Source organism: Pseudomonas sp. SWI36 (assembly GCF_002948105.1).
GTDB lineage: Bacteria > Pseudomonadota > Gammaproteobacteria > Pseudomonadales > Pseudomonadaceae > Aquipseudomonas > Aquipseudomonas alloputida.
Window position 1 is genome coordinate 4,481,698 of sequence record NZ_CP026675.1, and the last position, 25,414, is coordinate 4,507,111.

A 25,414-nucleotide genomic window follows, 5' to 3' on the forward strand; every position below is an offset into this window, starting at 1 on the left:
GAGCCCGCGATTTGCCAGCGCTGCCACCCAGGCCCCGAACCAGAGCATCGGGCACGGACTGGCACGGAACTGGCTGTACCCGGCAGACAACAATCACAAAAAGGCCACGCCATGTCCCTGGTGCTGGAGCAGGTCAGCCGTAGCGTCGACAACCAGCCGTGGATCGTCGATGCGTCACTGCGTTTCGAGCCCGGCTCGTTCAATGTGCTGCTGGGTCGCACCCTGGCCGGCAAGACCAGCCTGATGCGCCTGATGGCCGGGCTGGACCGTCCGGACCGAGGGCGGGTGCTGATGGATGGCCAGGACGTCACCGGTGTGCCGGTACGCCAGCGCAATGTGTCGATGGTGTATCAGCAATTCATCAATTACCCGACCTTGAGCGTGTACGAAAACATCGCCTCACCGCTGCGCCAGGCGCGCATGGCCGAGGACCAGATCCGACGGCGGGTGCAGGAAACTGCCGAGATGCTGCGCATCGAAACCTACCTGCAACGCCTGCCACTGGAGCTCTCCGGTGGCCAGCAGCAACGCACGGCGATGGCCAGGGCACTGGTCAAGGATGCCTCGTTGATCCTCTTCGACGAGCCATTGGTCAACCTCGACTACAAGTTGCGCGAAGGCCTGCGCCAGGAGCTGCGCGAGCTGTTCGCGGCGCGCCATTGCATTGCTGTGTACGCCACCACCGAGCCCAACGAGGCGCTGGCGCTGGGCGGCACCACCACCCTTGTGCACGAAGGCCGTATCGTGCAGAGCGGACCTACCGCCGAGGTCTATCAGCGACCCAGCAGCGTGCTGGCTGCCGAGCTGTTTTCCGAGCCGCCGATCAACTTGGTGTCTGGCCGTATCACGGGTAACGAGGTAAGCCTGGCCCAGACCGTGCACTTTGCCCGCAATGCCGACCTGGAGCCGCTGGCCGAGGGTGACTACCGCTTCGGCGTGCGCCCCAGTCATATCGCGCTGGTGCCGGCCCACGACGATGACCTGGAGCTGGCGGTACTGGTGGAGTTGGCCGAGATCAGTGGGTCAGAAACATTTCTGCATGTGCGCAACGAATACTGGCGCATGGTGCTGCACCTTCCCGGGGTGCACGAGTACCAGGTGGACACGCCGATACGCGTGTTCATCCCCACGCACAAGCTGTTCGTTTTCGACAGCGCCGGGGTGTTGGTGCAGGCCCCGGGGCTGCGCCAGGCGAGGAGAGGGTGATGGCCGAAATCCGCCTGCGCCAGCTGGCGCACAGTTACAGCCGCCAGCCCGCCAGCGAGGCAGACTATGCCCTGCACGCACTCGAACATGTGTGGGAGCAGGGCGGTGCCTATGCGTTGCTCGGGCCGTCGGGCTGCGGCAAGTCGACCTTGCTCAATATCATTTCCGGGCTGCTGACGCCGTCTCATGGCGAGGTGCTGTTCGACGGCAAGCCGGTCAACCAGCTGTCCCCGCAGGCGCGCAATATCGCCCAGGTGTTTCAGTTCCCGGTGGTGTACGACACCATGACGGTGTTCGACAACCTGGCCTTCCCCTTGCGCAACCAGGGGCTCGATGAAGCCCGGGTGCGTGCCCGGGTGGAAGAAATTGCCGAAGTGCTCGAACTGACTGCCGTGTTGCGCAAGAAGGCACGCAACCTCACCGCCGATGAAAAGCAGAAAGTCTCCATGGGGCGTGGCCTGGTGCGCGATGACGTGTCGGCGATCCTGTTCGACGAGCCGCTGACGGTGATCGACCCGCATCTGAAGTGGAAGCTGCGGCGCAAGCTGAAGCAGATTCATGAGCAGTTCAACATCACCATGATCTACGTCACCCACGACCAGTTGGAGGCCTCCACCTTCGCCGACAAGATCGCGGTGATGCACGGCGGACGCATCGTCCAGTTCGGCACACCGCGCGAGCTGTTCGAGCGACCGCGGCATACGTTCGTCGGTTATTTCATCGGTAGCCCGGGCATGAACTTGATCGACGTGCGTGCCGAGGCGGGCGCAGTGGTGTTCGGCGATGTCCAGCTGGTACTGCCCGATGGCCTGTGCGAGCGCCTGGCCTCACTGGCGGGCGGGCGGCTGCAGGTGGGCATTCGCCCGGAGTTCGTGCAGCTGTGGGACAGCCCGTTCGAGGGGGCCTACCCGGCGCGGGTGCTGGACGTCGAAGACCTGGGTACCTATCGCATCGTCACCCTCGAACTGGGCGGTGTCGCGCTCAAGGCGAGGCTGGGCGAGGACCGCCCGTTGCCTGTGGAACAGGCCTGGGTCAGCCTGCCGGCGCAGTGGCTGATGCTGTACGTCGACGATGTGCTGCTGGAGACCGGGCCATGAACAACAAGGTGCCGAACAACAAGGCCTGGTGGCTGGTGCTGCCGGTGTTCCTGCTGGTCGCGTTCAGCGCGGTGGTGCCGATGATGACGGTGGTCAACTACTCGGTGCAGGACATCTTCGACCAGTCCAGCCGCTACTTCGTCGGTGCCGACTGGTACCGCCAGGTACTGCGCGACCCGGCGCTGCACGACGCATTGCTGCGCCAGTTCATTTACTCGGCCTGCGTCCTGCTGATCGAAATTCCATTGGGTATAGGCATCGCCCTGGCCATGCCAACCAAAGGCCGCATGGCCTCGGTGTGCCTGATCGTCATGGCTATCCCGTTGCTGATCCCGTGGAACGTGGTCGGCACTATCTGGCAGATTTTCGGCCGTGCCGACATCGGCCTGCTCGGCGCTTCCCTGGCCAAGCTCGGCGTCAGCTACAACTACGCCGGTGACCCGTTCGACGCCTGGCTCACCGTGCTGGTGATGGATGTGTGGCACTGGACTTCGTTGGTGGCTTTGCTGTGCTATTCGGGGCTGCGTGCGATCCCCGACGTGTACTACCAGGCCGCGCGCATCGATCGGGCCTCGGGCTGGGCGGTGTTTCGCCATATCCAGCTGCCCAAGCTCAAGAACGTGCTGGTGATCGCGTTGATGCTGCGCTTCATGGACAGTTTCATGATCTACACCGAGCCGTTCGTGCTGACCGGCGGCGGGCCAGGCAACGCGACCACGTTCCTCAGCCAGACCCTCACGCGTATGGCTGTAGGGCAGTTCGACCTGGGGCCGGCGGCAGCGTTTTCACTGGTGTACTTCCTGATCATCCTGCTGGTGTCGTGGCTGTTCTACACAGCCATGACCCATGCCGACAAGGACTAGGCCATGAGCACACGCAAATCAATGGCCCTGCTGCTGTACTTCTTCTTCCTGCTGGTGCCGATCTACTGGTTGCTGAACATGTCGTTCAAGAGCAACGCCGAGATCCTTGGCGGCCTGACCCTGTGGCCGCAGGCGTTCACGCTCGACAACTACCGAGTGATCTTCACCGACGCCAGCTGGTACAGCGGCTACATCAACTCGCTGTACTACGTGTGCCTGAACACGCTGATTTCACTGCTCGTGGCGTTGCCCGCGGCCTATGCCTTCTCGCGCTACCGCTTTCCTGGCGACCGCCACCTGTTCTTCTGGCTGCTGACCAACCGCATGGCGCCACCGGCGGTGTTTCTGCTGCCGTTCTTCCAGTTGTACTCGTCGATCGGGCTGTTCGATACCCACATTGCCGTGGCGCTGGCCCATTGCCTGTTCAACGTACCGCTGGCGGTGTGGATCCTGGAGGGTTTCATGTCGGGCGTACCAAGGGAAATCGACGAAACCGCCTACATCGACGGCTACAGTTTTCCGCGCTTCTTCGTGAAGATCTTCATTCCGCTGATTGGCTCCGGCATCGGCGTCACGGCGTTTTTCTGTTTCATGTTCTCTTGGGTCGAACTGCTGCTGGCGCGCACCCTGACCTCGGTGAATGCCAAGCCGATTGCCGCGGTGATGACCCGCACGGTGTCGGCATCGGGCATTGACTGGGGTGTGCTGGCGGCGGCGGGGGTGCTGACCATCTTGCCGGGCATGCTGGTGATCTGGTTCGTGCGCAATCATGTGGCCAAGGGCTTCGCCCTGGGCCGGGTGTGAGGAGGGCAACGCATGGAGTGGATGGCCTGGACCCTGCCGACAGCGCTGTTCTTCGCCGCTGTGGGCCTGTTGCTGCTGGGCATGACCCTGCTTGAGCTGCGTCGCCCCTGCGTAGAGCGACGGGGCTTTTTGCCGCTGGTCACCAGCCGTGGTGACCGTTTGTTCATCGGCCTGCTGGCCAGCGCCTACCTGCACCTGCTGGTGGTCGGTGTCAGCGACTGGCCGTTGTGGGTGGCCTCGCTGCTGTCGCTGGCGTGGCTGGCGGTGGTGTTGCGCTGGGGCTGAGCGAGCGGCCCTGTGGGATAACTGAAACGGGAGATCACAATGTTCGACAACAAACACAACAGGCGACATTTGACCCTGGCCGCGTTGCTGGTACTGGCCAGCGTGCAAGGCACAGCCTGGGCCGACCAGTACGAAGAGGCGGCAAAGAAATGGATCGGCAGCGAGTTCAAGCCTTCGACCCTTACCCCCGAACAGCAGTTGGCCGAATTGCAGTGGTTCATCAAGGCAGCCGAGCCGTTTCGCGGGATGAAGATCAACGTTGTGTCGGAAACCATCACCACCCATGAATACGAATCCAAGGTGCTGGCCAAGGCTTTCAGTGAGATCACCGGCATCCAGCTGACCCACGACCTGCTGCAGGAAGGCGACGTGGTGGAAAAACTGCAGACGCAGATGCAGTCGGACAAGAACATCTATGACGGCTGGGTCAACGACTCCGACCTGATCGGTACGCACTTTCGCTACGGCAAAGTGGAATCGATCACCGACCTGATGGCCAACGAGGGCAAAGCCTATACTTCGCCGACCCTCGACCTGAAGGACTTCATCGGTATTTCCTTCACCACCGCGCCCGATGGCAAGGTCTACCAACTGCCCGACCAGCAGTTCGCCAACCTGTACTGGTTCCGCGCCGACTGGTTCGAACGGCCGGAGTTAAAGGCCAGGTTCAAAGAGAAGTACGGCTATGAACTGGGGGTGCCAGTGAACTGGTCGGCGTACGAGGACATTGCCAAGTTCTTCACCGAAGACGTCAAGGAGATCGACGGCAAGCGCGTCTACGGGCACATGGACTACGGAAAGAAAGACCCGTCACTGGGCTGGCGCTTCACCGATGCCTGGTTCTCGATGGCCGGCGGCGGCGACAAGGGCCTGCCCAATGGTTTGCCGGTCGATGAATGGGGCATTCGCGTGGAGGACTGCCATCCGGTGGGTTCCAGCGTGACCCGCGGCGGCGATACCAATGGGCCGGCCGCTGTCTATGCCACGCAGAAATACGTGGACTGGATGCGTGCCTACGCGCCCAAGGAAGCGCAGGGCATGACATTCTCCGAAGCCGGCCCTGTGCCGGCGCAAGGCAACATTGCCCAGCAGATATTCTGGTACACCGCGTTCACCGCCGACATGACGAAGCCCGGCTTGCCCGTTGTGAATGCCGACGGCACGCCGAAGTGGCGCATGGCGCCTTCACCGAAGGGGCCTTACTGGGAAGAGGGTATGAAACTCGGCTACCAGGACACTGGCTCGTGGACCTTCTTCAAGTCCACCCCCGAGAAGCAACGCTTGGCGGCGTGGCTGTACGCCCAGTTCGTCACCTCAAAGACCGTATCGCTGAAAAAGACCATCGTCGGCCTGACGCCGATTCGTGAGTCGGACATCAACTCCCAGGCCATGACCGAGTTGGCGCCCAAGCTCGGTGGGCTGGTGGAGTTCTATCGCAGCCCGGCGCGGGTGCAGTGGACGCCGACCGGCACCAACGTGCCGGACTACCCGCGGTTGGCGCAATTGTGGTGGAGCCATATCGCCGAAGTCGCCAGTGGCGAAAAGACCCCGCAGGAAGCCCTGGATGGGCTGGCCCGCGACCAGGACCGCATGATGGAGCGCCTGCAACGCTCCAATGCCCAGGCGACGTGTGCACCCAAGTTGAATCCGGAGAAGGACGCCCAGTACTGGTTCGACCAGCCGGGTGCGCCGAAAGCCAAGCTGGCCAACGAAAAGCCCATGGGCGAGACAGTCAGCTACAACGAACTGCTGAAGTCCTGGGAGGCGGCCAGGAAGTGATCGGCTGAACGCCGGGGTGGTTTCACCGACCGCGCGGGCCGTGCAACCGCTCGCTCGCGAAGAGTCCATTAGTCACGGGCAAAAAAAACGGCACCTGCAAAGGTGCCGTTTTCGCATCACGCGGTATTACTTGTGCAGCTCTTCTGCCGCATACAGCGTGTTCTCCAGCAGGCACGCCCGGGTCATCGGCCCGACGCCGCCCGGCACCGGTGTGATCCAGCCGGCGCGGGGCAGGGCAGTCTCGTAGACCACGTCGCCGACCAGCTTGCCGTCTTCCTGGCGGTTGATGCCCACGTCGATGACGATGGCGCCTTCCTTGACCCACTCACCCTTGACCAGGCCCGGCTTGCCGGCAGCCACGACCACCAGGTCGGCACGCCCGACGTGGCCGGCCAGGTCCTTGGTGAAGCGGTGGCAGACGGTCACGGTGCAGCCGGCCAGCAGCAGTTCCATGGCCATCGGGCGGCCAACGATGTTGGACGCGCCGACGATCACCGCGTTCATGCCGTACAGGTCCTGGCCGGTGCTTTCCAGCAGGGTCATGATGCCTTTCGGTGTGCACGGGCGCAGCAGTGGAATACGCTGGGCCAGGCGGCCGATGTTGTACGGATGGAAGCCGTCCACATCCTTGTCCGGGCGAATGCGCTCGAGCAGCAAAGAGGCGTCCAGGTGTGCCGGCAGCGGCAGTTGCAGCAGGATGCCGTCGACGGCCGGGTCGTCATTGAGACGGTCGATCAGCTCGGTCAGGGCTTGTTGCGTGGTCTCGCTGGGCAGGTCGAAAGCCTGCGAAATGAAGCCGACCTCTTCGCAGTCCTTGCGCTTGTGCGAGACATAGACTTGGGAGGCGGGGTCGGTGCCGACCAGGATCACTGCCAGGCCCGGCGTACGCAGGCCTTGCTGGCGACGCTCCACGACACGTTGAGCGATCTGCTGGCGCAGGCTGGCGGCGATAGCCTTGCCATCGATTAGGTGTGCAGTCATAGACGCGTGATTAACCATCGAGAAGGAACAATAAAGAACGTGCATTCTCGCACGACATGGGCCAAGGGCAAAGGCGGGTGGTCGGGCAAATCCTCTAACCCCTTAAATAATTTAAATTTTTTCGAAAAAGGTGTTGACGACTTTCGGGGTCGACTATAAGATTCGCCGCACTTGTCGGGCACAGCCTAGCACTGGTTGGCTAAGTCGGGCAGAATGAGTGGTTTAACAGTTCCTTGTTAGCGTCTCGTTCGGTTAGGCTTCAAGCTTAAGCGCCCGTAGCTCAGCTGGATAGAGCATCCGCCTTCTAAGCGGATGGTCGCAGGTTCGAGTCCTGCCGGGTGCGCCATTAGGCAGCTTTGGCAAGCAAGTAGGCTGTAATGCAATATGGTGGGCGTAGCTCAGTTGGTAGAGCGCTGGATTGTGATTCCAGTTGTCGTGGGTTCGATTCCCATCGTCCACCCCATATTTTTCAAGGGCGCCTCGATAGCATCTGGCGCCTTTGTTTTAAGCGTTACGCGGACGTGGTGAAATTGGTAGACACACTGGATTTAGGTTCCAGCGGCGCAAGCTGTAAGAGTTCGAGTCTCTTCGTCCGCACCATGCTTCTGTAAGGTTGTACCGCAAGACCGCAATATGGTGGGCGTAGCTCAGTTGGTAGAGCGCTGGATTGTGATTCCAGTTGTCGTGGGTTCGATTCCCATCGTCCACCCCATATTCCTGAAAGGCGCCTTGATCGTGAGATCGGGCGCCTTTTTGTTTTGGGTCTGCGTAGCGGTGATGAGCCGCGCCCCAGCCAAAACACCTCCTGCCCCTTGTAATCCACTGGTGGCACCCCAATAAAAGCTGTTAGATTTCAGCCGGTTGAAACACCGGCCCGTTTGGCCGGCAAAGGACACCACGATGATTGCAAAAGAAGCCCGTCAGGCCCTGGCGCTGCAGCGCTTTGCCGAAGCCAATCCGCAGTTGCTCGAGGAGATCCGCGAGCTGGATGCGCGTGAGCAGGCCCAGCAAATCGAGTGGGCGTTCGAGGATGCCGCCGAGGAGCAGGGTATTGAGCCTTGGGAGCTGGCGCTGCAATTGATTGCCGAGTCCCCGGAGCAGCTGCAGGCCATGCGCCTGGAAACGCACCGTGAAGTGGCCGAGGCGTTGGGGCTGGAATGGGAGGAATACTGCCAGTTCAACGACATTGATCCTCAATAAAGGAGGCAAATGCGTTGCGGGTAGTTGTTTGACAAAGTATTTCGGCTGCAGGCCGCCCCCGGCGCCGCGCAGCCCCTGTTGGAAGCAGGCCTGGCGCTGTGCCGTGCGGGCCTTGAAAGTTAATCGACCGGCGTTGTTTTCAGTCGTCCCGTGTGGGGTGACTTCTGCTGCGTGACTCACTAGAATGTTTGCCCTTGATTCTGGAGTCGGGCTAACGCCGGCTAACGTCTGTGCAACGAGGAATATCCATGCAAGTTTCTGTTGAAAACACTTCCGCTCTCGAGCGCCGCATGACCATCGCCGTTCCGGCCGAGCGCGTCGAGAACGAAGTCAACAAGCGTCTGCAGCAGACTGCCAAGCGCGCCAAGATTGCGGGCTTCCGTCCTGGTAAAGTACCGATGACCGTGATCCGTCAGCGTTTCGAGGCGGACGCCCGTCAAGAGGCTTTCGGTGACCTGGTCCAGGCCTCCTTCTACGAAGCCATCGTCGAGCAGAAGCTGAACCCGGCTGGCGCCCCGGCTGTAGAGCCCAAGTCCTTCGAAAAGGGCAAGGATCTGGAGTTCGTCGCCATCTTCGAAGTGTTCCCTGAGTTCACTGTTGCGGGCCTCGAGTCGATCAAGGTCGAGCGCCTGAGCGCCGAAGTGGCTGACAGTGACCTGGACAACATGCTGGAAGTGCTGCGCAAGCAGAACACCCGCTTCGAGGCCGTCGAGCGCGCTGCGCAGAACGACGACCAGGTCAACATCGACTTCGTCGGCAAGGTCGACGGTGAAGCGTTTGCCGGTGGTTCGGCCAAGGGCACCCTGCTGGTGCTGGGCTCCGGCCGCATGATCCCAGGCTTCGAAGAAGGTCTGGTAGGCGCCAAGGCTGGCGAAGAGCGCGTTGTCAACGTGACCTTCCCAGAGGACTACCAGAACCTGGACCTGGCTGGCAAAGCCGCTGAGTTCACCATCACCGTCAACAGCGTTTCGGCACCTGTACTGCCAGAACTGAACGAAGAGTTCTTCGCCCAGTTCGGCATCAAGGAATCGACGCTGGAAGGCTTCCGCGCCGAAGTTCGCAAGAACATGGAGCGTGAGCTGCGTCAGGCGATCAAGACCAAGGTCAAGAACCAGGTCATGGACGGTCTGCTGGCCGCCAACCCGATCGAAGTGCCAAAGGCCCTGCTGGAAAACGAAGTCAACCGTCTGCGCGTGCAGGCTGTTCAGCAGTTTGGTGGCAACATCAAGCCTGAGCAGCTGCCAGTCGAGCTGTTCGAAGAGCAAGCCAAGCGCCGCGTCGTGCTGGGTCTGATCGTGGCCGAAGTGGTCAAGCAGTTCGAGCTGAAGCCGGACGACGCCAAGGTTCGCGAGATGATCGAAGAAATGGCGTCGGCTTACCAGGAGCCTGAGCAGGTCATCGCCTGGTACTACAAGAATGACCAGCAACTGAACGAAGTGCGTTCGGTTGTGCTGGAAGAACAAGTTGTAGATACTGTTCTGCAGAAAGCGACTGTGACCGACAAGTCGGTCTCGTACGAAGAAGCTGTTAAACCAGCCGAGGCTCCTGCCGCTGCTGAGTAACGGGCTTCTCTCGTAGGAAACCTCCACAAGCCAGCCTTCGAGCTGGCTTGTGCGTATTCAAGCCATGACTATTTGGGAGTGAGCGCAGGACATGTCCCGCAATTCTTATATTCAGCAGAGCTCTGACATCCAGGCCGCAGGCGGCCTGGTCCCGATGGTTATCGAGCAGTCCGCCCGTGGCGAACGCGCTTACGACATCTACTCGCGCCTGTTGAAGGAGCGTGTGATCTTCCTGGTTGGCCCGGTAGAGGACTACATGGCCAACCTCGTCGTTGCGCAACTGCTGTTCCTTGAGGCGGAAAACCCGGACAAGGATATCCATCTGTACATCAACTCGCCGGGCGGTTCCGTCACCGCCGGCATGTCGATCTACGACACCATGCAGTTCATCAAGCCGGACGTTTCGACCATCTGCATCGGCCAGGCCTGCAGCATGGGCGCCTTCCTGCTGGCGGCAGGTGCCAAGGGCAAGCGTCATTGCCTGCCTAACTCGCGCGTGATGATCCACCAGCCGCTGGGCGGCTTCCAGGGTCAGGCCACCGATATCGAGATCCACGCCCAGGAAATTCTCAATATCAAGGCCCGTCTGAACGAGCTGCTGGCCTATCACACCGGCCAGGACCTCGAGACCATCAAGCGTGACACCGAGCGTGACAACTTCATGAGCGCCTCGCGCGCAGCCGAGTACGGCCTGATCGACTCGGTCTACGACAAGCGGCAACTGGCCTCCTGAACCGGGGGGTCAGAGCAGGTGGGCGTCGAAAGCGCCTACCTGCGGACTTGAAAAAGCCCGCAATTGCCTTCATCTTGTGTTGCAAGCCTACCGGATTGGATCGATCGAATGACTGACACCCGTAACGGCGAGGACAGCGGCAAATTGCTTTATTGCTCCTTCTGCGGCAAAAGCCAGCACGAAGTGCGCAAACTGATTGCCGGGCCCTCGGTATTTATCTGCGACGAGTGCGTCGACCTGTGCAACGACATCATCCGAGAGGAGGTGCAGGAAGCCCAGGCCGAGAGCAGCGCGCACAAATTGCCTTCGCCGAAAGAAATCAGCGGCATCCTTGACCAGTACGTCATTGGTCAGGAGCGCGCAAAGAAGGTGCTGGCCGTAGCGGTGTACAACCACTACAAGCGCCTGAACCAGCGTGACAAGAAGGGTGACGAAGTCGAACTGGGCAAGAGCAACATCCTGCTTATCGGGCCGACCGGCTCGGGCAAGACCCTGCTCGCCGAAACCCTGGCACGCCTGTTGAACGTACCGTTCACCATTGCTGACGCCACCACCCTGACCGAAGCCGGTTATGTGGGTGAGGACGTCGAGAACATCATCCAGAAGCTGTTGCAGAAGTGCGACTACGACGTGGAAAAGGCCCAGATGGGCATTGTCTACATCGACGAAATTGACAAGATTTCGCGCAAGTCCGACAACCCGTCCATTACCCGTGATGTTTCCGGTGAGGGCGTGCAGCAGGCGCTGCTGAAACTGATCGAGGGCACCGTGGCCTCGGTTCCGCCGCAGGGCGGCCGCAAGCACCCGCAACAGGAATTCCTGCAGGTTGATACCCGCAACATCCTGTTCATCTGCGGTGGTGCGTTCTCGGGCCTGGAAAAGGTCATCCAGAACCGTTCCACCAAAGGTGGCATCGGTTTTGGTGCCGAAGTGCGCAGCAAGGAAGAGGGCAAGAAGGTTGGCGAGTCCCTGCGTGAGGTCGAGCCGGACGATCTGGTCAAGTTTGGCCTGATTCCGGAATTCGTCGGCCGTCTGCCGGTACTGGCTACCCTTGACGAGCTGGATGAGGCTGCGTTGATGCAGATCCTCACCGAGCCGAAGAATGCCCTGACCAAGCAGTATGCCAAGCTGTTCGAGATGGAAAGCGTCGACCTCGAGTTCCGCAGCGATGCGCTCAAGGCCGTTGCACGCAAGGCCCTGGAGCGCAAGACTGGCGCTCGTGGCCTGCGCTCGATCCTCGAAGGCGTGCTGCTCGATACCATGTATGAGATTCCTTCGAAAAAGGATGTCAGCAAGGTGGTTATCGACGAGAGCGTCATCGAGGGCACCTCGCAGCCGCTGATGATCTACGAAAACAGCGAACCGCAAGCCAAGGCCGCGCCAGACGCCTGATTCAGGCAATGGCCGGTTCTCGGTTGCAAGCAAGAGGGGGCCTACGGGCCCCTTTCTGCTTTTCCTGTACAAGCGCTTGTAATTTCCCAAGCGTGCCCCCACATTAGGTCCAAGCATCATTTCCACCGGTTTCCGGCCATAAGGCCGCTGTAGAGGCGAAATCATGAAGACCACCCTCGACTTGCCTCTTTTGCCATTGCGCGATGTCGTTGTTTACCCGCACATGGTTATCCCGCTGTTCGTGGGGCGCGAAAAGTCCATCGAAGCCCTCGAGGCGGCGATGACGGGCGAAAAGCAGATCCTTCTGCTGGCCCAGAAGAATCCAGCCGACGACGATCCGGGCGAGGACGCCCTGTACCGCGTCGGTACCGTTGCCACCGTGCTGCAACTGCTGAAGCTGCCTGATGGCACCGTCAAGGTGCTGGTCGAAGGCGAGCAGCGTGGTGCGGTCGAGCGCTTCTCCGAAGTTGATGGGCACATCCGTGCCGAAGTCTCCCTGATCGACGAAACCGACACTGCCGAGCGCGAGTCGGAAGTGTTCGTGCGCACGCTGCTGTCGCAGTTCGAACAGTACGTTCAGCTGGGCAAGAAGGTGCCTGCCGAAGTGCTTTCTTCGCTGAACAGCATCGACGAGCCAGGGCGCCTGGTCGACACCATGGCCGCGCACATGGCCCTGAAGATCGAGCAGAAGCAGGAAATTCTTGAAATCGTCGACTTGACTACCCGTGTCGAGCACGTGCTGGCACTGCTGGATGCCGAAATCGACCTCCTGCAGGTCGAAAAGCGCATTCGCGGCCGGGTCAAGAAGCAGATGGAGCGCAGCCAGCGCGAGTACTACCTGAATGAGCAGATGAAGGCCATTCAGAAAGAACTTGGCGATGGTGACGAAGGCCACAATGAAGTCGAAGAGCTGAAGAAGCGCATCGAAGCCGCAGGTCTCCCTAAGGATGCCTTGGCCAAGGCTCAGGCGGAGCTGAACAAGCTCAAGCAAATGTCTCCGATGTCGGCCGAAGCTACCGTGGTGCGCTCGTACCTCGACTGGTTGGTGCAGGTGCCGTGGAAGGCTCAGAGCAAGGTGCGTCTGGACCTGGCCAAGGCCGAGGAAATCCTCGATGCCGACCACTATGGCCTGGAAGAGGTCAAGGAACGCATCCTCGAGTACCTTGCCGTGCAGAAGCGCGTCAAGAAGATCCGCGGTCCGGTGCTGTGCCTGGTCGGGCCACCCGGCGTCGGCAAGACCTCGCTGGCCGAGTCGATCGCTGCCGCCACCAACCGCAAGTTCGTGCGCATGGCCCTGGGTGGCGTGCGTGACGAGGCCGAGATCCGTGGCCACCGCCGTACCTACATCGGCTCCATGCCGGGTCGCCTGATCCAGAAGATGACCAAGGTGGGTGTGCGCAACCCGTTGTTCCTGCTCGACGAAATCGACAAGATGGGCAGCGACATGCGCGGCGACCCAGCCTCGGCACTGCTGGAAGTGCTCGACCCTGAGCAGAACCACAACTTCAACGACCACTACCTGGAGGTCGACTACGACCTCTCGGACGTGATGTTCCTGTGCACCTCGAACTCGATGAACATCCCGCCGGCGCTGCTGGACCGGATGGAAGTCATCCGTCTGCCTGGCTACACCGAGGACGAAAAGATCAACATCGCGGTCAAGTACCTGGTGCCCAAGCAGGTCAAGGCCAACGGCTTGAAGAAAGAAGAGCTGGAAGTCGACGTCTCGGCGATTCGCGACATCATCCGCTACTACACCCGTGAAGCCGGTGTGCGGGGTCTGGAGCGGCAAATTGCCAAGGTCTGCCGCAAGGTGGTCAAGGAACATACCGGGCAGAAGCAGGTCAAGGTCAAGGTGGCCAGCGAGCAGCTGGAGCACCTGCTGGGCGTGCGCAAGTTCCGCTATGGCCTGGCCGAGCAGCAGGACCAGATCGGCCAGGTAACCGGCCTGGCCTGGACCCAGGTGGGCGGCGAGTTGCTGACCATCGAGGCCGTGGTCATCCCCGGCAAGGGCCAGTTGATCAAGACCGGCTCGCTGGGCGATGTCATGGTCGAGTCGATTACCGCCGCGCAGACCGTGGTGCGCAGCCGCGCCCGCAGCCTGGGGATTGCCGCCGACTTCCACGAGAAGCATGACGTGCACATCCACATGCCTGAAGGCGCCACGCCGAAGGACGGCCCGAGTGCCGGTATCGGAATGTGCACCGCACTGGTGTCGGCGCTGACGCAGATTCCGGTACGTGCCGATGTGGCCATGACCGGCGAAATCACCTTGCGTGGCCAGGTATTGGCCATTGGCGGGCTGAAGGAAAAACTGCTGGCGGCACACCGTGGCGGGATCAAGACGGTGATCATTCCCGAGGAAAATGTTCGCGATCTCAAGGAGATTCCTGAAAATATCAAACAGGATCTTCAGATCAAACCGGTCAAATGGATTGACGAAGTCCTGCAAATTGCGCTGCAATACGCCCCGGAGCCCTTGCCAGATGTGGCTCCGGAGATTGTCGCGAAAGACGAGAAGCGCGACGGCGATGCTAAGGAAAGAATCAGCACGCATTAGTAGTTTTTGGCTGGGGGGCTTTCCTTGACAGTATTTTCGGCGCCTTGCTATAAAGCGGCACGTTATTGTCGCCATGCCTCCCAGCACACGTTTCATAAGCTTTTCATTACATACTTAGAAACAAACTCAATAGAGAAATAAGGGGACTTAGAGTGAACAAGTCGGAACTGATTGACGCTATCGCCGCATCTGCAGACATCCCGAAAGCTGTAGCCGGCCGTGCGCTGGACGCAGTCATCGAATCCGTCACCGGCGCCCTGAAGCAAGGTGACGATGTGGTACTGGTTGGCTTTGGTACCTTCTCGGTCAAGGAGCGCGCCGAGCGTACTGGCCGCAACCCGCAAACCGGCAAGGCAATCAAGATCGAAGCCGCCAAGGTTCCAGGTTTCAAGGCCGGCAAAGGCCTGAAAGACGCCGTCAACTAAGTCGTCTTTCAGCCGGACCCGGCCTGGCCTGGTCCGAGCACGGTGATGGCGGGGCGCAAACGTTCCCGCCTGACACGTTTGCTAAGAAAAGGCGCATCCTCGGATGCGCCTTTCTTTTATCAGGATTCTACCCACGCTCCGCGGTTGTCGACGCAGTGGTACAGCCGTTTCTGGGGGACGCATGCTGCAAAATATCAGGGACAATTCACAAGGTTGGATTGCCAAGACCATCATCGGCCTTATCGTCGTGTTGATGGCATTGACCGGTTTCGAAGCCATTTTCCAGGCCGCCACTCATAGCCAGGACGCCGCCAAGGTGAACGGCCAGACCATCAGCCAGAACGAACTGAGCCAGGCGGCCGACATGCAGCGCCGTCAACTGATGCAACAGTTGGGCAAGGATTTCGACCCGGCGCTGCTGGATGACAAGTTGCTGCGTGAGGAGGCACTCAAGGGGCTGATCAGCCGCAAGCTGCTGCTGCAAGGTGCTGAGGATGCCAAGTTCGCATTCTCCGAGGCCGCGCTGGATCAGGTGATCCTGCAGACCCCTGAGTTCCAGGTGGACGGCAAGTTCAGCGCTGAGCGTTTCGACCAGGTGATCCGCCAGATGGGCTACGGTCGCATGCAGTTCCGCGAGATGCTCGGCGAGGAAATGCTCATCGGCCAACTGCGCACCGGCCTGGCCGGCAGCAGCTTCGTCACCGATCAACAGGTCGATGCCTTCGCTCGCCTGGAGAAGCAGACCCGCGACTTCGCCTCCCTGACGTTCAAGGCCGACCCGGCCGCAGTCAAGGTCAGCGACGAAGAGGTCAAGGCGCACTACGACCAGCACGCCAAGGAGTTCATGTCGCCTGACCAGGTAGTGATCGACTACATCGAGCTGAAGAAGTCGGCGTTCTTCGATCAGGTCAAAGTGACCGACGAAGAGCTCAAGGCCCAGTACGAGAAGGAAATCGCCAACCTGGCCGAGCAGCGCCATGCCGCGCACATCCTCATCGAGGTCAACGACAAGGTCACCGACGCCCAGGCCAAGGCCCGCGCCGAAGAGATCGAGCAGCGTCTGGCCAAGGGTGAGGACTTTGCCGCTTTGGCCAAGGAGTTCTCTCAGGACCCAGGCTCCGCCAACACCGGTGGTGACCTTGGCTTTGCCGGCCCGGGCGTATACGACCCGGCCTTCGAAGAGGCGCTGTACAAGCTGCAGGATGGGCAGGTATCTGCACCGGTGCGCACCGAGTTTGGCTACCATCTGATCAAGCTGCTGGGCGTCCAGGCGCCAGAGGTACCGAGCTTCGCCAGCCTGAAGGACAAACTGACCCGCGATCTGAAGATGCCGCTGGTCGAGCAGCGTTATGTCGACGCCAGCAAGCAACTGCAGGATGCTGCCTACGAGGCTTCCGACCTGGCCCAGCCGGCCCAGGACCTGAACCTCAAGGTGCACACCTCCGCCGCCTTCGGCCGCGAGGGCGGTGAAGGCATTACCGCCAACCGTGCGGTGGTGCAGGCTGCGTTCTCTGAAGAAGTGCTGGATGAGGGTGCCAACAGCACCGCCATCGAGCTCGACCCTGAGACCACTGTGGTGCTGCGCGTCAAGGAACACCGCAAGCCAGAGCAACTGCCGCTGGACGCTGTGGCCAAGAATATCAGGGAGCACCTGGCCAAAGAGAAGGCGACTGCCGAACTCAAGGCCAAGGCAGACAAGCTGATTGCCGGCCTGCGTGACGGTTCCATCGCAGCAGGCAGCGTGCATGAAGGCCAAGGCTGGAAAGCCTATGAAGCCGTCACCCGTGGTGAGGACGGTATTGACCCGGCCGAACTGCAGGCACTGTTCCGTCTGGGCAAGCCGCAAGCCAAGGACAAGCCAGTGTATGGCAGCGTCGTGCTGCGTGACGGTAGCCTGGTGGTGTTGCAGCTCAAGGGCGTGAACGAAGGCGCTGCCGCCACCGACGAAGAGAAGCAGCAGATTCGCCGCTACCTCGCGTCACGTGCTGGCCAGCAGGACTTTGCCGCTTACCGCAAGCAGCTGGAAGCCAATGCAGACATCACCCGTTACTAAGGTGTTCGTTGCATGAAGAAACAGGCCGCCTCGTGCGGCCTGTTTCGTTTTCGCCAGCCGCGAGCACGGTCATCGTCGAAGACCACACCGCTTTCAGGGGCGGCGCCAACCAGGTTCTACCGCTTCACCCCTTCATAACTGTCCAGCGTATCGCGTGCAATCTCTCGCCCCAGGGCGATGAGCTCCGGCGCCTTGTAGAACTCGAAAAACCGGCACACCCGCTTGGGTACGTTGATCAGCACATCCGGTGGATAGCCGGCAATCTTGTACTGTGCCAGCGAAGTCTGCATGACCTCGAAGCTCTGGTTGATCAAGTCCAGGAGTGAGGCCGGCCCCACGTTGTCGATGATGAAAGAACCGGTGGCAGACTTCGGCGCGCCCTCGCGCTCCGGGGCCGCTGCCGGTTGCTGGCTTTCCGGGTCGGCGCTGTCGGCAAGCCACGGGCTTGGCGGTGCCAGCCCCTCGGCGACGATCTCCTTTTCGATGCGGATCAGCTCTTCCGCCGGTTTGCGCCGGAATGGCAAGCGTGAACCCAGCGAGCTCAACAAGGCGTCAAAGCGCATCTTGAACGCCGCCGGGCGCTCGATCACCGGCAACTGGTACTGCTTCTGGTTGGTGGCGTTTAGGTTTACCGCGATGATCAGGTCGCAATGGCTGGACACCACCGGCACGATTGGCAGCGGGTTGAGGATGCCACCGTCGACCAGCATGCGGTTGCCTTGCATCACCGGCGTGAACAGGCTGGGAATGGCCGCCGAGGCGCGCATGGCCTGATGCAGGCAACCTTCCTGGAACCAGATTTCCTGCTGGTTGGTAAGGTCGGCGGCCACTGCGGTGTAGGGTATGCGCAGTTGCTCGATGTTTATCTCGCCGACGATCTTGCGGATCTGCCCGAACACCTTGTCGCCGCGAATCGCACCGAGGCGAAAGCTGACGTCGACCAGGCGCAGCACATCGAGGTAGTCGAGGCTTTCGATCCAGTTGCGATAGTCGTCGAGCTTGCCGGCGGCATAGATACCGCCAATCACCGCGCCCATGGAACACCCCGCGACGCAGGCTATGTCGTAGCCGCGGCGCTCGATTTCCTCGATCACGCCGATGTGCGCATACCCTCGGGCTCCGCCCGATCCCAGTACCAGTGCCACACGTTTACTCATGAACATTCCCCGGCCAGTGCCATCATGGTCCTACAATGCACCCATCGCTGCCTGTGCTTCAATGTAGATCGTGCTGAGCTACTGTAATAAAACTGGCCAGGCAAAGCCGGCTGGGCATGGCACTTTCCAGCTGTCGGAGCGTCGAACAGCCACCGTTTTTCCATAGAGGTATTACTGATGAAAGCCTGGATTTGCCTTCCACTGATTGCCCTGGCCCTTGCTGGCTGCGCGGGCAAGACGGCCTACCGTGACAGCTGCGCGACCCAGCTGGATGCCGCCTGGAAGGAGCTGGACCTGGCCAAGGCCGAAGGCTTCGCCGGTGCCGTAAGTTATTCCAAGGCCTTGTCATTGCTGACCGGGGCCAAGACCCAGCAGCAGTTCGAAGGCTACGAAAGCTGTACCCGCAAAGCCGAAAAGGCGCGGTTCTACATTCGTGAATCTCGCGCCGGGCGCTGAACAGGGAGCATCGTATGTCTGCCATGCTCGACCATGTCGTTGCCCAGATACTGACCTTGCAGGTGCGCTTGCTGGCCTGTCGTGAACGCCTGGCTGCCAATACCGACAGTGAGGCCTTGCACGACTTGCGTACCACCTTGCGGCGCCTGCGCAGTCTGCTGAGGCCGCTGCGTGGGCTGCCTGGCGTGGAACAGCTGGAGGATGCTGCACGTTCGCTGGGGACCCTTACCACGCCGCTGCGTGATCGCGAGGTGCTGGCGGCCGAGCTGATCGGGCGCGGTCACACAGCAGCCGGGCAGCGGCGTCTGGAGGGGCGTGACAGGACCTTCGCCAGTGTCGCTGCCAGCCCACAGCTGGCCAGGGTATTGGCGATTCTCGACGCCTTTCCATTGTTCCTGCGGGCGGCGGGCCGGGAGGGGCTGGTCAAGTCGCTAAGCAAACGTATAGACAAGCGCTTGGTCAAGCAGTGGCGCAAGTTGCACAAAGCGTTGCAGGACCCTGCTCACGATCGCCACCGCCTGCGTTTGCTGATCAAGCGTGCACGCTATGGCGATGAGGCCTACCCGCAACTCGATCACGCTGGGAAGAAACTGCAACGTCTGCTGAAAAAGGCACAGGGCAGCCTGGGTGATTGGCACGACCGCCTGCAATGGCTGCTGCAAGCGCGCGACCATGCCGACTTGCTCCCCTGCAAAGCCGATTGGGAGCAGGAGCTGCATGAGGCGGAGCGCCAGTCGGATGTGACGCTGGATGCCCTGCAAGAGGCCCTGGCGCGGCGTTATCACGGAAAATGACCGATATGCGGGCTGAATGCTTGGCGTTTGCTGGCTAGGATGAACGGACCTTTTTCTTTGCAGGCAGGAGCCGGCCAATGAATTTCAACCAACTCCTCGACGCCGTACGGGCCAACCCGGATTCCGTCAGCATTCCGCCCAGCTGGGCCCAGGGGCGCGCTGCCTTTGGCGGGCTGATGGCGGCCATGGTCTATGAAACCATGCGCCTCAAGATCAGTGACAACCGCCCGGTACGCTCATTGGCCATCAGCTTCGTGGCACCCGCGGCGGCGGATGTGCCCATCCGCTTCGAGGTGGAGGTTTTGCGCGAAGGCAAGGCGGTTAGCACGTTGCTGGGCCGCGCTGTTCAGGATGGCCAGGTGGTGACTTTGGTGCAGGGCAATTTCGGTGCGGGCCGCCCTTCGGTGGTCGAAGTGCCGGCGTTACCGGCCATCGAAATGCCTGCGCTCGATGAGGCGGCCCCGGAGTTGCCCTATATCAAAGGCGTTACCCCTGAGTTCATGCGGCATGTGGCCCTGCGCTGGGCAGTAGGGGGGCTGCCGTTCAGTGGCAATCAGTCGCGCAAGATGGGCGGCTGGGTGCGCTTGCGGGATGTGGTGGAAGAACAGGTGAACGAGGCGCACCTGTTGGCGTTGGTCGATGCCTGGCCGCCCAGCCTCATGCCGTTTCTCAAGCAGCCCGCTGCGGGCAGTACGTTGACCTGGACCATCGAGTTCATCCAGCCAACGGCGAAGCTGTCGACCCTGGATTGGTGCCGGTACTGTGTGGAGACCGAGCATGCGCGGGATGGCTATGGGCATGCTGCTGCGGCATTGTGGACGGCGCAGGGCGAGTTGTTGGCGTTGAGCCGGCAGACCGTCACCGTTTTCGCCTGACCCTTGCAAGGCTGCTCACAAGCAGCGCTCCGGCAGCTGGCTCAGTGCCGGTGCTTGTGCCGCTCCCGCCAGGCCCTCCACCAGGCCCCGCTCACCACAAAGCGCGGAAAGGTGATGAACTGCTCGGTCAGTAAGCGCTGCACGGCATCCTGGCGGTTGGCGAACGGTTCGGGCTGCTGGGCTTCAAGGCGGTGGCCTTGGCGCTGCAGGCCCAACGCTGCGACCAGGGCAATCACACCCACCGCGATCTGGCCGAGGTCGAAACCAAACAGACCGGACAGCACCAGCAGTGTCCCCAGAATGAACAACGGCACAGCGATCAGGTGCAACACCAGGTTGGCCGGGTGGCGGTGATTGTGGTGGTAGCCGCGCCATTGCCAGGCGGGAAGATTGGGCAGGCGTTTGCTCATGGGGATTTCCTCTCGGTCATGCCCAAAGCTTAGTGCGGCCCCCAAGCGGGGGCCAATCGAACCTGGCTATGGTGACTATAGCTTGAGCTGGCCAATGGCCTTGTTCAGTTCGCCGGCCAGGGTCGCCAGTTCGCTGCTGGTGGTCGCCGAACCGACCGTTTGCTGCACGGTCCGCTCGGTGACATCGCGGATGCTGACCACCGCGCGGTTCATTTCCTCGGCTACCTGGCTTTGCTGCTCGGCCGCTACAGCGATCTGGGTATTGCTTTCGCGCATCTGCGCCACGGCACCGGTAATTTCCGCCAGCGCCTCACCGGCTTCCTGCGCCTGACGTACGCAGTCGTCGGCCTTGTACGAACTTTCCTGCATGAACTCCACCGCATCGCGGGTGCCCGACTGCAGGGCCGAAACCATGGTGGTGATTTCATCCGTGGAGGTTTGCACGCGTTTGGCCAGGTTGCGCACTTCATCGGCCACCACGGCAAAGCCGCGGCCCAGGTCGCCGGCGCGCGCGGCTTCGATGGCAGCATTAAGCGCCAGCAAGTTGGTCTGTTCGGCAATACTGTGGATCACACTGACTACACCGTTGATCTTCTGGCTGTCCTCGGCTAGCTGTCGAATCATCTCGGCAGTTTGTTGCACGCCGCTGGAAAGCCCGGAAATCGAATCCTGCACTCGGCTGACCACCGCTTGGCCGCTGCCGGCCAAGGTGTCGGCGGTTTGTGATAAATCGCGGGTGGCACCGGCGTGCTGGGCAATGTGGTGCACGGTCGCCGACATTTCGTTGATGGCAGTGGCGGCCTGGTCGGTTTCACTCTGCTGGCCGAGCATGCCATGGCGTACGTCGCTCATGCTGGCGGCCAGGCGTGCAGCGCCCGAGTCCAGCTGTGCTGCGCTGTGGGCGACGGTGCTGACCACGCGGTGATAGGTGGACTGCATGGCGTTGAAGGCCCCGGCCATCTGGCCGACCTCGTCGCCACTGGCTAGCGGTACGCGGGCCGACAGGTCGCCGGTTTTTTCCACGTGCAGCATCACGTCCTTGAGGGTGTTGAGTTGGCTGAGCAGGAAGCGGATCAGCAGTTGCGAGGCGCCGAGCATGGCCAGCATCAGGATCAGCACACACACCGCGTAATTGCTGAAGCGATCGAAGAAGACCTGGCGCAGGCTGGGTGACTGGGCCAGCACAGCCAACTGCTGGTCGCCATTGCGCAATACCTGTGCGCCACGCAGCGGGTTTTCACCGAGGATCCAGGCGCTCGGCAATGCTACCCAGCCTTGGGCGTTGCGCAGGGCATCGAGCGCCTCTCCGGCGTAGGTTGGCGTTTGCCCGGTTGACCAACTGATGACGTTGGCCGGGCGTGGCAGTGCTTGCCCGGCTGGCCAGGCGGCCAGCAACTGGGCTTGTGCGACCGCCAGGCCCTGAGCCGCCTCGGCACGTGCGCGTTGCTCCAGGTGCACGGCGTACAGCACCAGCAGCAAGGTGGTGACAAAGGCCACTGCGTTGACGGCCCAGAATTTGTACTTCAGGGAAACATTGCTAAGCCAGGCACCCATGGGCAGGTCTTCTCTGAGTTGAGCGGAAACAATATTGGCAAGGTGCCATCATTGTGCCCACATCCACCTGGACATGTGTTGATGCATATCAACTGTGTTCACCCGCCCCGCAACAACACGCGAGACTCAGGGGAGCTGGAAAAAATCGCGCGCCGTTGCCGTGGTATGCGCCGCCGTGTGCTCGGCTGATTCACCGCGATGCAAGGCCACCTCGCGCAGTACCTCCGGCAAGAACGCCGGCTCGTTGCGCCCGCTCTTGGGCTTGGGCCGCAAGCTGCGCGGCAGCAGGTAGGGCGCGTCGCTTTCCAGCATCAGCCGGCCTTCAGGGATGTTGCCCACCAGCGGGTGCAGGTGAGTGCCGCGGCGTTCGTCGCAGATCCAGCCGGTAATGCCGATGTGCAGGTCCAGGTCCAGGTAGGCGAACAGCGCCTCGCGCTCACCGGTGAAGCAGTGCACCACCGCGCCGGGCAGGTGGTCGCGGTAGTCCTTGAGAATCGCCAGCAAGCGCTCGCTGGCATCGCGCTCGTGCAGGAACACTGGCAGGCGCAGCTGCGCAGCCAGTGTCAGCTGGGCTTCCAGGGCTTTTTCCTGCAGCGGGCGAGGGGAAAAGTCGCGGTTGAAATCCAGGCCGCATTCGCCTACCGCGCGTACGCGCGGTTCGCTCAGCAACAGCCGCAGCTGGCGCTCGCTGTCGGCATCCCAGGCCTTGGCATCATGAGGGTGCACGCCGGCCGTGGCGAACAGGTGCGCGCCGCTGGCATCCAGTTGTTGGCACAGCTCCAGCGCTTGTTCGCTGACCGCCAGGCTGGTGCCTGTCAGCAGCATTTGCGTAACGCCGGCCTCCAGTGCGCGCTCGACGATTGCGGCCTGTTGGTCGTGGAAACTGCTGTTGGTCAGGTTGACGCCGATATCGATCAGTTGCATGGTGCTATCTCGTGCCGCGGGGCGGCCAGCATAGCAAAAACCGCGTTTTTCTGAAAAAACCAAGAACTTCATGCTGTTGCCGTGGTCTTTTACCGTCGTTTATCACTTGGCGGTGCAACCCATGGATGCCGCTCACCGACCACGGAAACGTTTTCGCATGCAGCGATGCTGGCTCATTTTTCTGCTGACGCTGGGGTTGGCCTTTGCCGGTCCCGCCCAGGCGCGCTCGCCGGGGCCGCAGCAAAACATACCGCCTGCCAAGGTGCGTGACCTGGCGCAGATTCGCACCAGCAAAGTACTGCGAGTGCTGGTCAACCAGAGCCGCAACAGTTCTGGTGAGGTCAAGGGCGAGCCAGTCGGCATCGAGTATTATCGCCTGCGTGCCCTGGAGCATTTCCTCAATGCTCGTACCGCCGACGACCAGCAGATCCAGCTAAAGCTCATCCCGCGGGCCAAGGAACAGTTGCTGGGCGCCCTGGCCCGCGGTGAGGGTGACCTGGCCGCGCCAGGCGAGCTGCTTGACCCCACTACGGTGAGCGGTGTCCGCGGCAGTGCGCCGATACTCGACCAGGTGCCGCTGATGCTGGTCGGGCGCAAAGGCGAGCGAAGTTTCAGCAAGATCGAACAGCTGTCAGGGCGTACCGTGGCCCTGACCAGTGCCAGTGCCGCCGGGCCGCTGATCCAGCAGGTCAACCAGCAACTGGCACTGCGCAAGCGGCCGCCGATCAAAGTGGAGTGGGTCGATTCGACGCTGGCGGTGGAGGATGTGCTGGAGATGGTACAGGCAGGCATCTACCACCTGACCGTGGTCGAGCAGCCCATTGCCCGGCGTTGGGCCCGGGTTATGCCGCGCCTGCGCCTGGACAGCCGGGTGCGCCTGGGGGCGCCGCAAGCCATGCGCTGGTATGTAGGGCGTGAAGCGCCGCAATTGCTGGCCGCAGTCGATCACTTTCTGCAAGGTTACCGCGCGCCAGATAACCAGGATGCCGCATTCGAGCGCATCTACCGCCGCCAGTACCGGGTACACAACCCGTTGGCCAGCAAGGACCGCCAGCGCTTGGCATCGGTGCGGGCGGTGTTGCAGAAGCATGGCCAGGCGCAACAGATCGACTGGCTCAACCTGGCTGCATTGGCCTTCAAGGAGTCGACGCTCAACCCGGCTGCACGCGGTACTGGCGGTGCCCATGGTCTGATGCAGATTACCCCTTCGGCGGCCCAGCGGGTGGGGGTGAGCAATACTGCGACGGTAGATGGCAATGTCCTGGCCAGTGCCCGTTACCTGGCGCTTATCCGGCGCAAGTTTTTTGCCAGTACCAAGATCAACGAGCGTGAGCGCATGGCCTTTGTGCTGGCAGCCTACAACCTCGGCCCCGAGCGGGTTCAGGCCATGCGTGCAGAGGCTCGACGGCGGGGGCTCAACGGCAACCAGTGGTTTTTCCAGACCGAACGCATCGCCATGGAGCAAGTGGGGATGGGACCGGTCAATTTCGTCAACAGCATCAACAAGTACTACCTGGCGTTCAACCGCGAACGCGCGGCACTGGAGCGTGTAGCGAAGCGTTAAGCATCGATTTTATCGATTGTTATGTTGGGTTTTTTGCGATTTTCATATCAAGAGAATTGATTATGATGGCGCCCATACCCACACAACTGCTTCACTTCAAGGACGCTTCGACATGAACAACACTACCCTCAACGCTCTGTTCTCTACACGTGCTGGCGCTGGCTTGAGCGTTATCCGCATCCTGGTCGGCATCATCTTCATGGCTCATGGTGCGCAAAAACTCTTCGGCCTGTTCGGTGGCTACGGCCTGGAAGGCACCGGCCAATGGATGGAAAGCATCGGCCTGGCGCCGGGTTACCTGATGGCCCTATTGTCCGGTAGTGCCGAATTCTTCGGCGGCCTGGCCTTGGTGGTCGGCCTGCTGGCTCGCCCGGCGGCCCTGGCGCTGACGGTGACCTTGATAGTGGCCATCGTTTCGGTGCACATCGGCAACGGCCTGTTCATGTCCAACAACGGCTATGAGTTCGCCCTGGCGCTGTTGGCCGGCACCGTTGCAGTCATGATCGAAGGCGCTGGCCGCTTCTCGCTCGACCGCCTGATCGCCCGGTAACCAGCTGCACGCTCTGAGCTACGAGACGCAGGCAAGCGCGGGCCAATACTCGGCTTGTTCTTGCTTGCGGCTTGTCGCTTGCAACTTGGGGCTCATCGCTCTAGCATACCGCCTGCGCCGATTTAAACAGCTACTTGCGGGGCGCAGGAAAGCCCCACCTCCGGGCCGTCCGAAATACCGCTAAAGCGCT

General features: G+C 61.3%; 23 protein-coding genes and 4 tRNA genes. 22 read left to right on the forward strand and 5 right to left on the reverse strand.

The window, feature by feature from the left end:
- Positions 1-111 precede the first annotated feature (111 nt).
- Genes C4Q27_RS21405 through C4Q27_RS21430 form a run of 6 tightly spaced genes read left to right on the forward strand, consistent with a single transcriptional unit; the run spans position 112 to position 6,034 of the window.
- Positions 112-1,206: an ABC transporter ATP-binding protein gene (locus tag C4Q27_RS21405; protein WP_014591686.1), complete on the forward strand. Its 1,095-nt coding sequence runs from the start codon at positions 112-114 to the stop codon at positions 1,204-1,206.
- Positions 1,206-2,303: an ABC transporter ATP-binding protein gene (locus C4Q27_RS21410; protein ID WP_104887336.1), complete on the forward strand. Its 1,098-nt coding sequence runs from the start codon at positions 1,206-1,208 to the stop codon at positions 2,301-2,303. Before C4Q27_RS21405 ends, C4Q27_RS21410 begins: the two co-directional genes overlap by 1 nt.
- Positions 2,300-3,166 carry a carbohydrate ABC transporter permease gene (locus C4Q27_RS21415; RefSeq protein ID WP_003250226.1) on the forward strand — a complete coding sequence of 289 codons (867 nt, stop codon included), beginning with the start codon at positions 2,300-2,302 and terminating at the stop codon, positions 3,164-3,166. The genes C4Q27_RS21410 and C4Q27_RS21415 overlap by 4 nt, the downstream gene beginning before the upstream one ends.
- 3 nt (positions 3,167-3,169) lie before the next feature.
- Entirely contained in the window at positions 3,170-3,970 is an 801-nt protein-coding gene (locus tag C4Q27_RS21420; RefSeq protein WP_104887337.1) for a carbohydrate ABC transporter permease, read from the forward strand.
- A 12-nt stretch (positions 3,971-3,982) separates the two neighbouring features.
- Positions 3,983-4,255 carry a DUF2160 domain-containing protein gene (locus C4Q27_RS21425; protein WP_003250230.1) on the forward strand — a complete coding sequence of 91 codons (273 nt, stop codon included), beginning with the start codon at positions 3,983-3,985 and terminating at the stop codon, positions 4,253-4,255.
- 39 nt (positions 4,256-4,294) lie between these two features.
- Complete coding sequence (locus tag C4Q27_RS21430; RefSeq protein ID WP_003250232.1) at positions 4,295-6,034, forward strand: ABC transporter substrate-binding protein; 1,740 nt, start codon at positions 4,295-4,297, stop codon at positions 6,032-6,034.
- Between the two features lie 126 nt (positions 6,035-6,160).
- Here C4Q27_RS21430 and folD read toward each other — a convergent pair whose 3' ends face one another.
- Positions 6,161-7,015, reverse strand: a complete 855-nt coding sequence (gene folD, locus C4Q27_RS21435; RefSeq protein ID WP_003250234.1) for a bifunctional methylenetetrahydrofolate dehydrogenase/methenyltetrahydrofolate cyclohydrolase FolD — start codon at positions 7,013-7,015, stop codon at positions 6,161-6,163.
- Positions 7,016-7,284: 269 nt separating this feature from the next.
- Here folD and C4Q27_RS21440 point away from each other — a divergent pair.
- From C4Q27_RS21440 to C4Q27_RS21490, 11 genes are all read left to right on the forward strand, one after another.
- A tRNA-Arg gene (locus C4Q27_RS21440) sits at positions 7,285-7,361 on the forward strand.
- 41 nt (positions 7,362-7,402) lie between these two features.
- A tRNA-His gene (locus C4Q27_RS21445) sits at positions 7,403-7,478 on the forward strand.
- Positions 7,479-7,530: 52 nt separating this feature from the next.
- A tRNA-Leu gene (locus tag C4Q27_RS21450) sits at positions 7,531-7,615 on the forward strand.
- Between the two features lie 36 nt (positions 7,616-7,651).
- Positions 7,652-7,727: transfer RNA gene (locus C4Q27_RS21455), tRNA-His, on the forward strand.
- A gap of 188 nt (positions 7,728-7,915) precedes the next feature.
- Positions 7,916-8,215 (forward strand): DUF6388 family protein, encoded by a 300-nt coding sequence (locus tag C4Q27_RS21460; protein ID WP_003250236.1) that lies wholly within the window; start codon positions 7,916-7,918, stop codon positions 8,213-8,215.
- Positions 8,216-8,463: 248 nt separating this feature from the next.
- On the forward strand, positions 8,464-9,777 hold the full coding sequence (gene tig / locus C4Q27_RS21465) for a trigger factor (RefSeq protein WP_014753846.1): 1,314 nt from the start codon (positions 8,464-8,466) through the stop codon (positions 9,775-9,777).
- Positions 9,778-9,868: 91 nt separating this feature from the next.
- Complete coding sequence (gene clpP, locus C4Q27_RS21470) at positions 9,869-10,510, forward strand: ATP-dependent Clp endopeptidase proteolytic subunit ClpP (protein ID WP_003259400.1); 642 nt, start codon at positions 9,869-9,871, stop codon at positions 10,508-10,510.
- 108 nt (positions 10,511-10,618) lie between these two features.
- Positions 10,619-11,902 (forward strand): ATP-dependent Clp protease ATP-binding subunit ClpX, encoded by a 1,284-nt coding sequence (clpX, locus tag C4Q27_RS21475; protein ID WP_003250242.1) that lies wholly within the window; start codon positions 10,619-10,621, stop codon positions 11,900-11,902.
- Positions 11,903-12,065: 163 nt separating this feature from the next.
- Positions 12,066-14,462: an endopeptidase La gene (gene lon, locus C4Q27_RS21480; RefSeq protein ID WP_014591679.1), complete on the forward strand. Its 2,397-nt coding sequence runs from the start codon at positions 12,066-12,068 to the stop codon at positions 14,460-14,462.
- Positions 14,463-14,614: 152 nt separating this feature from the next.
- Positions 14,615-14,887 (forward strand): nucleoid-associated protein HU-beta, encoded by a 273-nt coding sequence (gene hupB / locus C4Q27_RS21485; RefSeq protein WP_003250246.1) that lies wholly within the window; start codon positions 14,615-14,617, stop codon positions 14,885-14,887.
- A gap of 181 nt (positions 14,888-15,068) precedes the next feature.
- Positions 15,069-16,940 (forward strand): SurA N-terminal domain-containing protein, encoded by a 1,872-nt coding sequence (locus C4Q27_RS21490; RefSeq protein WP_019438678.1) that lies wholly within the window; start codon positions 15,069-15,071, stop codon positions 16,938-16,940.
- A gap of 116 nt (positions 16,941-17,056) precedes the next feature.
- On the opposite strand, the gene C4Q27_RS21495 is transcribed toward C4Q27_RS21490, so the two are convergent.
- A complete protein-coding gene (locus C4Q27_RS21495; protein WP_026031953.1) occupies positions 17,057-18,097 on the reverse strand; it encodes a patatin-like phospholipase family protein in 1,041 nt (346 codons plus the stop codon).
- Positions 18,098-18,274: 177 nt separating this feature from the next.
- On the opposite strand from C4Q27_RS21495, the gene C4Q27_RS21500 reads away from it, so the two are divergent.
- From C4Q27_RS21500 to C4Q27_RS21510, 3 genes are all read left to right on the forward strand, one after another.
- Entirely contained in the window at positions 18,275-18,553 is a 279-nt protein-coding gene (locus C4Q27_RS21500) for a lipoprotein (RefSeq protein WP_003250254.1), read from the forward strand.
- 14 nt (positions 18,554-18,567) lie between these two features.
- Positions 18,568-19,347, forward strand: coding sequence for a CHAD domain-containing protein (locus C4Q27_RS21505; RefSeq protein WP_019438676.1), 780 nt, complete (start codon positions 18,568-18,570; stop codon positions 19,345-19,347).
- Between the two features lie 77 nt (positions 19,348-19,424).
- Positions 19,425-20,222, forward strand: coding sequence for an acyl-CoA thioesterase II (locus C4Q27_RS21510; RefSeq protein ID WP_104887338.1), 798 nt, complete (start codon positions 19,425-19,427; stop codon positions 20,220-20,222).
- Positions 20,223-20,263: 41 nt separating this feature from the next.
- Here C4Q27_RS21510 and C4Q27_RS21515 read toward each other — a convergent pair whose 3' ends face one another.
- From C4Q27_RS21515 to C4Q27_RS21525, 3 genes are all read right to left on the reverse strand, one after another.
- Positions 20,264-20,632, reverse strand: coding sequence for an Mpo1-like protein (locus C4Q27_RS21515; RefSeq protein WP_004576795.1), 369 nt, complete (start codon positions 20,630-20,632; stop codon positions 20,264-20,266).
- A gap of 75 nt (positions 20,633-20,707) precedes the next feature.
- Positions 20,708-22,186: a methyl-accepting chemotaxis protein gene (locus C4Q27_RS21520; protein ID WP_064493428.1), complete on the reverse strand. Its 1,479-nt coding sequence runs from the start codon at positions 22,184-22,186 to the stop codon at positions 20,708-20,710.
- Between the two features lie 126 nt (positions 22,187-22,312).
- Positions 22,313-23,110, reverse strand: a complete 798-nt coding sequence (locus C4Q27_RS21525) for a TatD family hydrolase (protein ID WP_104887339.1) — start codon at positions 23,108-23,110, stop codon at positions 22,313-22,315.
- Positions 23,111-23,267: 157 nt separating this feature from the next.
- Here C4Q27_RS21525 and C4Q27_RS21530 point away from each other — a divergent pair, with 157 nt between their 5' ends.
- Both C4Q27_RS21530 and C4Q27_RS21535 read left to right on the forward strand, forming a co-directional pair.
- Complete coding sequence (locus tag C4Q27_RS21530) at positions 23,268-24,674, forward strand: transglycosylase SLT domain-containing protein (RefSeq protein ID WP_104887340.1); 1,407 nt, start codon at positions 23,268-23,270, stop codon at positions 24,672-24,674.
- A gap of 112 nt (positions 24,675-24,786) precedes the next feature.
- Positions 24,787-25,224: a DoxX family protein gene (locus C4Q27_RS21535; protein WP_010953281.1), complete on the forward strand. Its 438-nt coding sequence runs from the start codon at positions 24,787-24,789 to the stop codon at positions 25,222-25,224.
- The last annotated feature ends 190 nt before the right edge of the window (positions 25,225-25,414 follow it).

Coding starts and splice junctions, on each gene's coding strand:
- C4Q27_RS21405 (WP_014591686.1), top strand. CDS start 112: ATGTCCCTGGTGCTGGAGCAGGTCAGCCGTAGCGTCGACAACCAGCCG.
- C4Q27_RS21410 (WP_104887336.1), top strand. CDS start 1,206: ATGGCCGAAATCCGCCTGCGCCAGCTGGCGCACAGTTACAGCCGCCAG.
- C4Q27_RS21415 (WP_003250226.1), top strand. CDS start 2,300: ATGAACAACAAGGTGCCGAACAACAAGGCCTGGTGGCTGGTGCTGCCG.
- C4Q27_RS21420 (WP_104887337.1), top strand. CDS start 3,170: ATGAGCACACGCAAATCAATGGCCCTGCTGCTGTACTTCTTCTTCCTG.
- C4Q27_RS21425 (WP_003250230.1), top strand. CDS start 3,983: ATGGAGTGGATGGCCTGGACCCTGCCGACAGCGCTGTTCTTCGCCGCT.
- C4Q27_RS21430 (WP_003250232.1), top strand. CDS start 4,295: ATGTTCGACAACAAACACAACAGGCGACATTTGACCCTGGCCGCGTTG.
- folD (WP_003250234.1), bottom strand. CDS start 7,015: ATGACTGCACACCTAATCGATGGCAAGGCTATCGCCGCCAGCCTGCGC.
- C4Q27_RS21460 (WP_003250236.1), top strand. CDS start 7,916: ATGATTGCAAAAGAAGCCCGTCAGGCCCTGGCGCTGCAGCGCTTTGCC.
- tig (WP_014753846.1), top strand. CDS start 8,464: ATGCAAGTTTCTGTTGAAAACACTTCCGCTCTCGAGCGCCGCATGACC.
- clpP (WP_003259400.1), top strand. CDS start 9,869: ATGTCCCGCAATTCTTATATTCAGCAGAGCTCTGACATCCAGGCCGCA.
- clpX (WP_003250242.1), top strand. CDS start 10,619: ATGACTGACACCCGTAACGGCGAGGACAGCGGCAAATTGCTTTATTGC.
- lon (WP_014591679.1), top strand. CDS start 12,066: ATGAAGACCACCCTCGACTTGCCTCTTTTGCCATTGCGCGATGTCGTT.
- C4Q27_RS21490 (WP_019438678.1), top strand. CDS start 15,069: ATGCTGCAAAATATCAGGGACAATTCACAAGGTTGGATTGCCAAGACC.
- C4Q27_RS21495 (WP_026031953.1), bottom strand. CDS start 18,097: ATGAGTAAACGTGTGGCACTGGTACTGGGATCGGGCGGAGCCCGAGGG.
- C4Q27_RS21500 (WP_003250254.1), top strand. CDS start 18,275: ATGAAAGCCTGGATTTGCCTTCCACTGATTGCCCTGGCCCTTGCTGGC.
- C4Q27_RS21505 (WP_019438676.1), top strand. CDS start 18,568: ATGTCTGCCATGCTCGACCATGTCGTTGCCCAGATACTGACCTTGCAG.
- C4Q27_RS21510 (WP_104887338.1), top strand. CDS start 19,425: ATGAATTTCAACCAACTCCTCGACGCCGTACGGGCCAACCCGGATTCC.
- C4Q27_RS21515 (WP_004576795.1), bottom strand. CDS start 20,632: ATGAGCAAACGCCTGCCCAATCTTCCCGCCTGGCAATGGCGCGGCTAC.
- C4Q27_RS21520 (WP_064493428.1), bottom strand. CDS start 22,186: ATGGGTGCCTGGCTTAGCAATGTTTCCCTGAAGTACAAATTCTGGGCC.
- C4Q27_RS21525 (WP_104887339.1), bottom strand. CDS start 23,110: ATGCAACTGATCGATATCGGCGTCAACCTGACCAACAGCAGTTTCCAC.
- C4Q27_RS21530 (WP_104887340.1), top strand. CDS start 23,268: ATGCAGCGATGCTGGCTCATTTTTCTGCTGACGCTGGGGTTGGCCTTT.
- C4Q27_RS21535 (WP_010953281.1), top strand. CDS start 24,787: ATGAACAACACTACCCTCAACGCTCTGTTCTCTACACGTGCTGGCGCT.